Here is an 11,706-nt window from a genome sequence, read left to right as displayed (position 1 = left end):
CTTAAACTTTGAGAATGCCTGTTCTCAAAGTTAATCTGCTCTAGGAGGCCGCATGTCCCTTTCCTTTGCCCTTACCCCGGCAGAAAAAGATTTTCTGGGCCGCCAGGCTCGCACGGCCATCGATTCCGGCCTGGCCGGAACGTATGCCGCCGCCGCGCCCGCTCCGCCGCAGGAGCTGCTTTCCGGCGCTCTGGGCCGCCGCCTGGGGGCCTTTGTCACCCTTACCGACAACCACGCCCTGCGCGGCTGCATCGGCAATATTCTCGGCCGTGAACCCCTCTATGCCACTGTCTGGCACATGGCCGCCGCAGCAGCTTTTCAGGATCCCCGCTTCCCGCCCCTCACCGCTGCGGAATGGCCCCAGATCCATCTGGAAATCTCCGTCCTGGGCGAACCCAGCCTCTGCCTTGACCCCCAGGCCGTGGAAGTGGGCCGCCACGGTCTGGTCCTCCAATACGCCGGGCAAAGCGGCGTGTTCCTGCCGCAGGTGCCCGTGGAACAAGGCTGGGACCGCCTGGCCTACCTGGAAAACCTCTGCCGCAAGGCAGGCCTGCCCCCAGGCTCCTGGCAACAGCCAGGCGCGCGCCTCTTCTGGTACGAAGCCCTGGTCTTTTCCGTACCGGACGCCGCGGCGGGGTAAGAGCGTTTTTGTGGGGGGAAGGGGGAACTTTTGTGAACAAAAGTTCCCCCTTCCCCCCACGCCCCCCATCCCCTTCAAAAAACTTTTCTCCCCTCCGGCGTCGCGCAGGGTCTGCCCTGGGCACGGCCTTGCAGTCCGGGTTTCTGTGCCAACGCCGGCATAGGGGCGGCAGGGTTTGCCCCTTGTGGCGGCGGCGGGGCTTGGGCTACAAGAAGAGAGAGCTTGGGAAACCGGCGGGGGTGCTCCTGCATGCAGCGCAAAGAGAGTGACGCATGAGCAAGTTGGCGCCCGGCCTGCACGGCCGGAAAGAAGTGACGGTGACCTCGGCCATGCTGGCCAGCAGTGTGGGCAGCGGGCTGGTGGAGGTTTTTTCCACGGCCATGATGGTGGCCTGGATGGAGGCCACGGCTGTGGCAATGGTGCAGGGCTTGCTGGAAGACGGCCAGACCACCGTGGGCACGGGCATTCAGGTTTCCCATGTGGCGGCCACGCCCTGCGGCATGGGCGTGCGTTTTGAGGCGGAGCTTACGGACGTTTCGCCCAACGGCAAGGGCCTCAGCTTCAAAGTGGCCGCCTATGACGCGGCCGGTCTCATCGGCGAGGGCACGCACCAGCGCGTGGTGGTCAACCGGGAGAAGTTTGAGGCCAGGGCCAGGGCCAAGGGGCAGGCCCCGGCATAGGGTTTTCAGGGCAGATGCCCGCGCCCTGCCCTTTGCGGCGGGCGTCTGTTCGCGCAGATTACCTTTGAGAATATACATTGTTAAAGGTTGCGACACGCTCGTTCCGGCGCTTACCAGCGTAAATACCTTGCGCTTACGCCGCTGCGGCTCCGGGCGGGCTTGCGCCCCTTTCCCCGGCCGGGCTTTTGTTTTAGGTTGCGGGCATGGACCCGCGCGGGGCGGCCCTTGGGGCGCGCCGCGCGCGGGTGCTGTGGGCGGCCGCCTTTGCTGGCCGTCGCAACCGGGCTTCATGGAGCATCCCTTTCTGTGGAGGCCCGTTCACCCAAGGAGTAGTTATGGCTGATCTTACTTTTGTGGGCATTTCCGGCAGCTTGCGCAAGGCTTCGCGCAATACGGGGCTGCTGCGCTGCTGCGCTGCCCACCTGCCTGCGGGCGTGCGGATGGAAATTGCCGACATCAGCGCCTTGCCCTTTTATAACGCCGACCTGGAAAAGCCCAAGGCCGCGCAGGATCTGATTGATCTGGTCAGCGGGGCGGACGCCCTGGTGCTGGCTTGCCCGGAATACAACTATTCGCTGGCCCCGGCCCTGAAAAACGCCCTGGACTGGCTTTCGCGCGAGCCCGACCTGGCCCCGCTCAACGGCAAGGCGGCCTGCCTGCTGGGCGCGGGCGGCGGCATGGGCACCAGCCGCAGCCAGTACCATCTGCGGCAGGTCTGCGTGTACCTGAACCTGCGCCTGCTGAACAAGCCTGAGCTGTTCTCCAACGCCTTTACCCCGGCTTTTGCGGACAACGGCGACGTGCAGGACCAGGGGCTGAGCAAACAGGCGGCCGGGCTCATGCAGGCCCTGGCGGACTGGACCCGGCAGCTGCGGCCTTAACCGTCAGAGCGCTTCACTGGTGAAACGCTCGCAGGAAACGCGCATAACAACCTGGCAAAGCACGCACAATCCCCCCTGCTTGCCAGCGCCGCACGGATGGCGTATGCCCGGAAATCTTCGCGCCGCAGGGCGCGCCTTCGCGTTCCCGCACGGAGAAAAGTTTTTTGAAGGGGATGGGGGGCGTGGGGGGAAGGGGGAACTTTTGGTCAGCTTAGCCCGTTACGACGAAGGAAGTTACGGGCGAAGACAGCAGCGCTCAAAAGTTCCCCCTTCCCCCCACAAAAAAATATTCCGCGCAGGCTCCCCTGCGCAATCCCTCGCAAGGAGGACATACGGCCATGTACCGCAATGCAAAGAATGTGGGTTATTATATGATCGGCAAGGGTTCCCTGGCCCAGCTGGGGGATCTGCTGGCCGCGCGGCGCAAGGCGCAGGCCGGGCCTGCGGTGTTTTTTCTGGACCACTATTTTGAGGGCAGGGATCTGGCCTCCCGCCTGCCGGCAGAAAGCGGCGACAAGTTCGTCTATGTGGACAGCAGCGAGGAGCCTACCACCGAAGGCGTGGACGCCTATGCCGCGCAGGTGAAGGATTTTCTCAAAGGGGCCGCGCCCTGCGCCATGCTGGCTTTCGGCGGCGGCTGCACTATGGATACCTGCAAGTGCGTGGGCAATCTGCTGACCAACCCCGGCAAGGCGGAGGACTACCAGGGCTGGGAGCTGGTCAAGAACCCCGCGCCGTACAAAATTGCGGTGCCCACGCTTTCGGGCACAGGCTCCGAAACTTCGCGCACGGGCATTGTCTGCAACGAGGCCAGGAACATCAAGCTGGGCATGAACAGCGACTACACCATGTTCGACCAGGTGCTGCTGGACCCGGATCTGACGGCCAGCGTGCCCCGCAACCAGTTCTTCTATACGGGCATCGATACCTACATGCACTGCTTTGAGAGCATCACCGGCTCCTACCGCAACGTGGTGGTGGATTCTCTGGCGGAGAAGGCCATTGACCTTTGCAAGCAGGTCTTCCTTTCGGCGGACATGATGAGCGACGAAAACCGCGAAAAGCTCATGATCGCCTCCTTCATGGGCGGCATGGCCGCCGGATTCGTGGGCGTGGTGCATCCCCTTTCCGCCGGGCTCAGCATGGTGCTGCACATGCACCACGGCGTGGCCAACTGCCATGCCCTGAGCGTGCTGGAAGACATTTATCCGCAGGAATACAAAGCCTTCATGACCATGATGGAGCGCCAGGGCATTGACCTGCCCAAGGGCATCTGCAACGGGCTTACGGAGGCCCAGTTCGACGCCCTGTACGCGGCCAGCATTGTGCACGAAAAGCCCCTGACCAACCGCCTGGGGCCGGATTTCAAGAAGATCCTCACCAAGGAGAACGTCACGGCCCGCTTCAAGCGCATGTAACGGCGCATTGTTGCTGCGGCGGGTTCCTGCGGCCTTCCCGCGCCTTTCGGGCGGCGGCGGGCTGCGCGCGCCCGGCATAATCCGGCAAGGAGCACCCCATGGATCTCAGAATCAATTTCAGCGGCCGCGCCATCCGCTACACGGAAGAGGAAATCGCCGTGGTGGCGGAGGCCATGCGCCATGCCGATCCCCTGACTCAGGGGGCGTACATGCGCGCCTTTGAAAGCAAATTCGCCGCTTATCAGGGCGTGGAGCAAGGCAGCTGCTTCACCACCATGAACGGCTGCGCCGCCCTGGAAATGTCGGCCCAGCTCTGCTGCTTCAATCCGGGCGATGAAGTGGTCATGCCCTCGCACACCTTTACGGCCTCGGCCTACCCTTACGTCAAGAAGGGCGCGCGCCTGGCCTGGGCGGACGTGGATCTGCACACCCGCGTGGTTACGGCCGCGAGCATTGAAAAAGCGCTCACCCCCCGCACCAAGGCCGTGGTGGTGGTGCACCTCTATGGCTATGTGGCGGATATGCCGGAGATAGCCGCCCTGTGCCAGGAGCGCGGGCTGATCCTCATTGAGGATGCGGCCCAGGCCATCGGCACGGAGGTGGGCGGCCGGAAGGCCGGCAGCTTCGGGGATATGGCCGTGTTCTCCTTCCACTCGCACAAGAACCTCACCACCCTGGGCGAAGGCGGCATGCTCTATGTGCGCGACCCCAGGCTGGCGGCCCTGGTGCCCGCCTTGCGCCATAACGGCCATTGCGCCTACGATTTTGAGCGCCCCGACTACTGGAAGCCCGCCATGGGCAATGTGGATATGCCCATGCTGGAAGGCCGCATGCTCCAGCCCAGCAACTATTGCCTGGGCGAAGTGGAATGCGCCCTGGGGGCCAAGCTGCTGGAGCGCATTGACCAGATCAACGACGAAAAGCGCGCCCGGGCCCTGCGCTTTATCGACGGCCTGGCGGACTTCCCCGAGCTGGAATTCCACCGCGTGGCCACCCAGCGGCATAACTACCACCTGCTGGCCGCCCGCATGACTGCGGGGCCGGAGCGGCGCGATCGCTTTATCCGCGCCATGTTTGAGGATAAAGGCGTCAAGTGCGTGGTGCAGTATATCCCCCTGGACCGCTACGACTACTACCGGCGTCAGGGCCTGGGCACGGCCCATTGCCCCAATGCCGACGCCTTTTTTGACAGTATGGTCTCCTTCCCCTTCCAGCACTGGATGTCGGAGGAGGACTTCAACTATATGCTGACGGCCAGCCGCGAGGTTCTCGCCGCGCTGCGCTGATTGGGCAGCTTTGCGGGCGCGCGGCGCGAAGGCCAGGCCTTCGCGCCGCCGCGTCGTCCCCCCCTTTGGGCAGGTCCCCTGTGAAAGAACGCTGCATCGTCATCCCGGCCATCAAAAAGAACGCCGTCATCCCCGATCAGCTGGTCAAGAAGCTGGCAGGCGTCACCCTGGTGGAGCGGGCCATCAATACGGCGCGCGGCGTGCTGCCCGGCGCGGACATTGTCGTGCTTACCGACAGCCAGGAAATTTCCCTCATCTGCGAGCGCGCGGGCGTGGGCTTTCGCTGGAACAAAGACCTGCGCTTCACCAGCCTGAACATCGTGGCTGAGATGCGCGGCCTGCTGGAAGAGCTGGCCGCAAGCTACGAACACGCCATTATTCTGCGGGCCTCCTGCCCTTTGATCACCTGGGTGGATGTGGAGGACGCCTGGAAAAAATACTGCCGGAGCGGGGCGGACAGCCTGGTTACGGTCAAGGCGGTGCGCCAGCGCCTCTGGAACGTGCGCGGCGAAGGGCTGGAAAGCCTGCTCAGCGAAGATGCGGACCGCAAGGGCGAGCAGACCCTGGTGGTGGAAAGCCGCGCCCTGATCGTCCTGCGCCTGGCCCCCCTGCGCGAGGGCGCGGCGCAGGCCCCCCTGCGCTACGGGCAGGGGAGAATCGTGCCCTACTTCCTCAACGACCGGGGCATTGAAATCCAGGGCTACCAGGACTGGTGGATCTGCGAGCGCCTGCTGCAGCGGCGGCATGTGGTCTTTGTGGTGGCGGGCTGGCCCGCCATCGGCATGGGGCATGTTTTTCGCGCCCTTATGCTGGCGCACGAGATCACCAGCCACAAAATCACCTTTGTCTGCACCCGTGAAAGCGAACTGGCCGTGGAAAACATCGCCCGCCGCGACTACAAAATCGTCCGCCAGGGGCCGGAAGAGCTGGCCGAAACCGTGCTGCGCCTGTGCCCCGACCTGGTGGTTAACGATATCCTCAACACCACCACGGCCTATATGGCCCGGCTTACAACCGCGGGCGCGCGCTGCGTCAACTTTGAGGATGAAGGCCCCGGCGCGGGCTGGGCCCGCCTGGTGGTCAACGCCCTCTACGAGGACCAGCCCGGCGCGCAAGGCCTGCGCTGCGGGCCCGCCTACTTCTGCCTGCGGGACGAATTTCTGGCCGCCGCGCGCAATCCCTTCCGCCCGCAAGTCAAAACCGTGCTCATCACCTTCGGCGGCACGGACCAGAACGATTGCTCCCGCCGGGTGCTGGATGTCATTGAACCCATCTGCCGGGCCTACGGCATCACCATCCGCCTGGTGGCCGGGCCGGGCTACGCCCACAAAGAGGCTATGGAAGCCCACCTGGCCGCCCTTGCCAATCCCCTGGTGGAATTCACCTGGGCCACCAACGTCATGAGCCGCATGATGGAAGGCGCGGATCTGGCCATCTGCTCCGCCGGGCGCACGGTTTACGAGCTGGCCCACATGTGCGTGCCCGGCATGGTCCTGGCCCACCATGAGCGCGAGGCCCGCCACACCTTCGCTCGCCCGCGCAACGGCTTCGCCTTCCTGGGCCTTATGGACCGCGTCAGCGACGCCAAAATCCGCAACGTTTTTCTGGCCATGCTCAAAGCGCCCCGGCGGCAACGCTTCTGGAACCGGCAGAACGCCCTGGACTTCACCGCCAACAAAGCCCGCGTGGTGCGCCTGATGCTCGATCTTTTGGCCGAAGCCCCCGCCGCCGCGCCCGCCCCAGCACCCCAACCCAGAGGTTAGGCCATGTCCGCCAACCGCCCCCACGGCAAGGTCGTCGCCATTGTCCAGGCCCGGCTGGGCTCCAGCCGCCTGCCCCTCAAATCTCTGCTCTGCCTGCGCGACCTGCCCCTTATTGATTGGGTTGTCCGCCGCCTGCAGCGCGCCGCCCGCCTGGACGGTCTGGTGGTGGCCGTGCCCGATACCCCCCTGGACCGCGTCCTGCTGGAGCACCTGCAGCGCCGGGGGGTGCCCTGCCTGGCCGGACCGGAGCAGGATGTGCTGGCCCGCTTCTGCCTCGCTGCCCGCCAGGCCGACGCCGGTCTGGTGGTGCGCGTCTGCGCGGATAACCCCCTCATCTGGGGCGAGGCCGTGGACCGCCTGGTGGACTTCTACCGCGCAGGCCCCTGGGACTACGCCTATAACCACATTCCGCGCAACAACCTCTGGCCCGACGGCCTGGGGGCGGAGATCCTCTCCCGCGACCTGCTGGACGAACTGGACGCCAAGGCCCGCCAGCCCTCCCAGCGCGAACACTGCCTGAACTACCTGTGGGATACTGCCGCCAACTACCGCCTCGGCACCTTCAACCCCCAGGAACCCTGGCTGCAACGCCCGGACCTGAAACTGGACGTGGACAAGCCCGAAGACTTTCAGCGCCTGGCCCTGCTGCCCCTGCACCCCGACATGGACGCCCGCGCCATCGTGGCCGCCTGCGACGGAGGAAAGTGATTGGGGGGCGAGAAGCAGACGGGGGGAAGGCGGAGGGAAGATAAGTGGGGGGAAGGGAACTTTTGTGTACAAAAGTTCCCTTCCCCCCACGCCCCCCATCCTTCAAAAAACTTTTTTCTTCTCCGGTAACGCCACAGGGCGCGCCTGGGGCACAGCCAGGCGCAGGTTACGGCTTGTCGCCTGAGGCCTCTTTCTGCCGCCGCTTCCGCCGTTCTTCTTCCTCAAGCAGGGCACGCTGCTTGTCAAAAGGCACTCAGCCGCAGCTCATGCGGTCTACCCGCAGCCAGCCCTTGCGCAAGGCCAGAATGTAAAAGGCCGCTACGCCGCCGAAAACGCCTATCAGGACCAGCAAATCCCACATCTTTCCTCCGCAGACTGCGGCCGCGGGCTTGCGGCCCTTTTCGCCAGTCTGTTATTAAGAATAACTATAAAAACTCCGCCCACAAGGGCGCGCGCCCCTAAACTCCCGCCGCCCGCCGCCGAAAATACTTATAGCGGCAAGGCCGCGCGGCGGGAAAAAACTTCCGTTTTTCATGAGCATGGTTTTTGCATCTGTTTGGCAAACCGCGGCGCGTTTTCCGCATCCGCCGCGGCACACCACGTTGCGAGGCGCCTATGGCCATCAGCATATCCGGCTCCAATTCCATATCCGGCCTGAGCGGCATGGACACCGATTTTGACGAGGTTCTCGCCAAGCTCAAAGAAGTCGAATCCACCCAGCTTAACCGTCTGGAGGCCTGGAAGGACGACTGGAACCTGCGCTACGAAGCCTTCGGCGAAATCATCTCCCAGGTTCAGACCGCCCAGAGCGTGCTTGCCGACCTGGCCAACAAGAACAACTTCGTCAGCAAAAACGTCACCAGCAGCAACGAAAACGTCGTCACCGCCGTGGCCAGCGCTGCGGCGCAAGACGTGCAGCACAACATTACTGTCAGCCAGATGGCCAGCAACGCCATCTGGGCCAATATGCACGTCTATGACTCCAAAACGGACATTATCAACGATACGGGCACAACGCAGGAATTTTCCTATACCTATGCGGGCACCACCCGCACCCTGGAAATCGCGCCCAAAACCACGCTGGAGTCTTTTGTCAACCTCATCAACAACGATGCCGAGAACCCCGGCGTCAAGGTCAGCCTGGTGCAGACCGGCTCCGGCTATGTCTTCCAGATGGCGGGCGAAAGCACGGGCGAAGACAATGATCTGATCGTCAGCGATTCCAGCCTGGTGGGCATGACTTCCGCCGGCGCCACCTCCACCTGGCAGACCAACAGTCTGCTGTCCCTGGACGCAAGCGTCACGGACCCCAATCAGTACGCCTACGACCTGCTTATGGAGGACGGCAACTGGTTTACGGTCACCATCAGCGGCGACAAAACCAATACGGATCTGGTCAACCAGATCAACGCCCAAACCGGGCGCAGCGTGGCCAGCCTGGACGAGAACGGCGCATTGCAGCTTGCGGACGTTAAGGCCGTTTACCGCCGCAATACCGAAGAGCAGTCCTCGCGCACGCCCGGCAGCACCACCCTGGGCGTCGGCTCCAACCTCAATGCCACGCTGGGCACGGACACCACCGTTACCTTTACGCTCAACGACGGCGCGGTGAGCAGCACCCATGAGGTGGCCCTTACCGCCGACATGACCATGAAGGAGGCCTTGTTTCAGATCGCCCAGGCCGCGGGCAGCAGCAGCGCGGAGCTGACCCTCAACAGCAACGGCGGCTGGGAAATGAACCTCGCCAACGTCAGCGACCTTGCCTTCAGCAGCGCTGCGGGCATTACCCATACGGAGACGGCCGCCGAGCTGGGCACACGCCTGGACGATGCCGACGCCCTCGCGGCCGACGCCAAGGTAACCTTCAAAGCCGATATGCTGGATGATGCCCTGGGCGGCGACAATCCTGACGGCAGCGATTTCGTTTACACTATCGTTAAGGAGGACGGCAGCACGCAGACGTTGAGCATCGCCAATACGGCGAAGTACAGCGATCTGCTGGCGCAGCTGGGCGGCACGCAGTCTACGGACAGCGACGGCAATACGGTGGTGACCCTGGACGGCGTGACGAACTTTTACCTCAGCACCGGTTCGGGCGGCGGCATGGACGGCATTTCCGTCAAAACCGAGGCCAACACGCAGCTGGCCGGCACGTTTGTCGGCACGGAGGCCATAGACGACGAGCAGCCGGCGCTGAACTACACCATCACCCTCAACGGCGGCGAGCAGGTGACCGTGGATGGCATTGCCAGCGGTTCCAGCATCAAAGACATCTACGAAAAATTTTCTGAAGCTCTGGAAGGCACGGGCTCCACGGCCAAACTGGTTGATGCGGACGGCAACGAATGGGACGGCACGGACGCCACCGGCGCATACTACCTGCAGATCAGCAACGTCCAGAGCGTCAGCGGCCCCGGCGTCAGCGGGCAGGTGGCGTCTTCCTCGGTCTGGAATATCCAGCGCGCCGCCAATGCCCGCTATACCGTGGACAACTGGCCCATAGAGATGGAGTCCTCCAGCAACAGCGTAAGCGACGTTCTTGAAGGCGTGGTCTTCAGCATCCAGAGCACGGGCACGGCCCAGATCAGCGTGAGCACGGACATCGCCTCGGTGGAGGAATCCATCCAGACCTTCCTGGACGCGGTAAATTCCATTATCTACACTGTGCAGAGCTATACTGCCTACGACGCCGACAAAGAGACCACCTCCAACGATCCGGACGACATCGGCAACGACAACTACAGCGCCTCGCAGCTTACGTCTGAAAAGGGCGGCCTGCTGCAGGGCAACTACGGCGTGCAGCTTTTCTCCTCGCGTTTTTCCTCCCTGCTGGGCAGCGCTCCCCCAGGCTTTCAAAGCCGCACCAGCGCCTCTGACCTGCTCTCCGGCGACGTACTGGCCAACCTGGCCAACATGGGCATCAAAACCGATACCGATGAGAACAGCGACACCTACGGCCTGCTGGTCATTGCGCCCGATGCCAGCATTGCGGCCATCCAGCAGATGGACCAGGAAAATTATGAGGACATGATCAACAACAACCTGGAAGCTGTGGTGGATTTTTTCTGCTCCAGCGGCACCGGGGCCAGCACGTCCTCATCCTTCCGCTACAACAGCCACGTTTCCGGCATTACGCAGGGCGGCACTTACGACGTCAGCTACTCCGTGGACGCGGAGGGCAATATCGAACACGTCTATGTGGGCGGCGTGGAAGCCACCCGCGACACCAGCCAGCCCGGCTACTACTACAGCGTGGCCAGCGGCGACGCGCGCGGCCTTTCCCTGAGTATTGACGACCTGAGCGAGGGCACGCACTCGGGCCAGATCCGCATCAAGGAAGGGCTGATCCCCACGGTCAACAGCTTCCTCAAAAGCGAGCTGACCTACAACGACGTGAGCGTCGGCACCAACGCCACAGATTCGCAAATCGCCGACGCCGTGTACCTTAAATCCCAGAACGGCGCGCTGATGGTTTTGCAGGCCAACTACAAAACCATTATGGAAAATATTGACGATAAAATTTCCAAGGAACAAGACAGGCTTGAGCTCTGGGAATCGCGGCAGAAAACCTATTTTGCCAATCTTGAAACATTGCTCAGCGAATACAGCAGCATGCAGGACCAACTGGAATCGCAGATAGCGCAGCTTTCCAACTCTGACGACTAACGCGCAATAAACCGTCGCCCAAGGGCGTTCCGAGGTTGTTTATGAATAAAGCGGCGCATGCCTATTTTCAGACCAACATCTCCACCACCGACCAGGGGCAGCTTCTGCTCATGCTCTATGACGGGGCCCTCAAATACCTGCACCAGGCCCGTGACAAAATCCTGGCCAAGGACTATGCCGCCAAGGGCGTTCTGATCTCCAGGGTCATCGATATCGTCAATGAGCTGGCCGCTTCTCTGAATATGGAAAAAGGCGGCAGCCTGGCCGTGAACCTCAATAACCTCTACCTGCTCTGCACCGCCCGCCTGCTGCGCGCCAACCTCAAAATGGATCTGGAATCGCTGGACAGCGTGGAGCATATCCTTGCCGGGCTGCGCGACGCTTACTCCCAGATTATCGAAACCCCTGAAGCCCGCCGGGCCGCCTCTGAAATCGCCAACCGCATGCAGCTTCCGGGCTCGACCCTGCGCACGGCCCAGCCCATTTTGCCGCCCACGCCCGCGGGCGTGCCCCGGGCCCAGGTCAGCGCCGCCTACGGCCGTACCGCCGCTGCTGTGGGGGAGGAGGGGCCCGCCCGCATCCAGCCCTTTACGCCCAGCCCCGCGCGGCCCGGCCGCCTGCCCGGCGCGTACGGCAAGCCGCAGGGCGACGCCTGACGGGCAGC

General features: G+C 63.2%; 9 protein-coding genes. All 9 read left to right on the top strand.

Translation table 11 applies throughout. The annotated features are described in order from the left end of the window. Window positions 1-52 precede the first annotated feature (52 nt). The 9 genes from amrA (at window position 53) to fliS (ending at window position 11,698) form a co-directional block, all read left to right on the top strand. Entirely contained in the window at window positions 53-640 is a 588-nt protein-coding gene (amrA, locus tag BLS55_RS06525) for an AmmeMemoRadiSam system protein A (RefSeq protein WP_092153565.1), read from the top strand. A gap of 272 nt (window positions 641-912) precedes the next feature. Beyond that, window positions 913-1,320 (top strand): thioesterase family protein, encoded by a 408-nt coding sequence (locus tag BLS55_RS06520; protein WP_092153563.1) that lies wholly within the window; start codon window positions 913-915, stop codon window positions 1,318-1,320. Between the two features lie 335 nt (window positions 1,321-1,655). Next, entirely contained in the window at window positions 1,656-2,201 is a 546-nt protein-coding gene (locus BLS55_RS06515; protein ID WP_092153561.1) for an NADPH-dependent FMN reductase, read from the top strand. A 338-nt stretch (window positions 2,202-2,539) separates the two neighbouring features. Further along, window positions 2,540-3,619 (top strand): iron-containing alcohol dehydrogenase family protein, encoded by a 1,080-nt coding sequence (locus BLS55_RS06510; protein ID WP_092153559.1) that lies wholly within the window; start codon window positions 2,540-2,542, stop codon window positions 3,617-3,619. 98 nt (window positions 3,620-3,717) lie between these two features. Continuing rightward, window positions 3,718-4,905, top strand: a complete 1,188-nt coding sequence (locus BLS55_RS06505) for a DegT/DnrJ/EryC1/StrS family aminotransferase (protein WP_092153557.1) — start codon at window positions 3,718-3,720, stop codon at window positions 4,903-4,905. 80 nt (window positions 4,906-4,985) lie between these two features. After that, window positions 4,986-6,668, top strand: a complete 1,683-nt coding sequence (locus tag BLS55_RS06500; protein WP_092153555.1) for a cytidine 5'-phosphate N-acetylneuraminic acid synthetase — start codon at window positions 4,986-4,988, stop codon at window positions 6,666-6,668. 3 nt (window positions 6,669-6,671) lie between these two features. Next, window positions 6,672-7,376, top strand: coding sequence for a cytidylyltransferase domain-containing protein (locus BLS55_RS06495; protein ID WP_092153553.1), 705 nt, complete (start codon window positions 6,672-6,674; stop codon window positions 7,374-7,376). Window positions 7,377-7,991: 615 nt separating this feature from the next. Next, complete coding sequence (gene fliD / locus BLS55_RS06490; protein ID WP_092153551.1) at window positions 7,992-11,042, top strand: flagellar filament capping protein FliD; 3,051 nt, start codon at window positions 7,992-7,994, stop codon at window positions 11,040-11,042. 41 nt (window positions 11,043-11,083) lie between these two features. Continuing rightward, a complete protein-coding gene (gene fliS / locus BLS55_RS06485; RefSeq protein ID WP_092153549.1) occupies window positions 11,084-11,698 on the top strand; it encodes a flagellar export chaperone FliS in 615 nt (204 codons plus the stop codon). The last annotated feature ends 8 nt before the right edge of the window (window positions 11,699-11,706 follow it).

The organism is Desulfovibrio legallii, assembly GCF_900102485.1.
GTDB lineage: Bacteria > Desulfobacterota > Desulfovibrionia > Desulfovibrionales > Desulfovibrionaceae > Desulfovibrio > Desulfovibrio legallii_A.
The sequence above is the reverse complement of the archived record's forward strand: the minus strand, read 5'-3'. Positions and strand labels throughout refer to the sequence as shown.

Bases quoted from the DNA above. Each gene is read 5' to 3' on its own strand.
- amrA (WP_092153565.1), top strand. From the start codon at position 53: ATGTCCCTTTCCTTTGCCCTTACCCCGGCAGAAAAAGATTTTCTGGGC.
- BLS55_RS06520 (WP_092153563.1), top strand. From the start codon at position 913: ATGAGCAAGTTGGCGCCCGGCCTGCACGGCCGGAAAGAAGTGACGGTG.
- BLS55_RS06515 (WP_092153561.1), top strand. From the start codon at position 1,656: ATGGCTGATCTTACTTTTGTGGGCATTTCCGGCAGCTTGCGCAAGGCT.
- BLS55_RS06510 (WP_092153559.1), top strand. From the start codon at position 2,540: ATGTACCGCAATGCAAAGAATGTGGGTTATTATATGATCGGCAAGGGT.
- BLS55_RS06505 (WP_092153557.1), top strand. From the start codon at position 3,718: ATGGATCTCAGAATCAATTTCAGCGGCCGCGCCATCCGCTACACGGAA.
- BLS55_RS06495 (WP_092153553.1), top strand. From the start codon at position 6,672: ATGTCCGCCAACCGCCCCCACGGCAAGGTCGTCGCCATTGTCCAGGCC.
- fliD (WP_092153551.1), top strand. From the start codon at position 7,992: ATGGCCATCAGCATATCCGGCTCCAATTCCATATCCGGCCTGAGCGGC.
- fliS (WP_092153549.1), top strand. From the start codon at position 11,084: ATGAATAAAGCGGCGCATGCCTATTTTCAGACCAACATCTCCACCACC.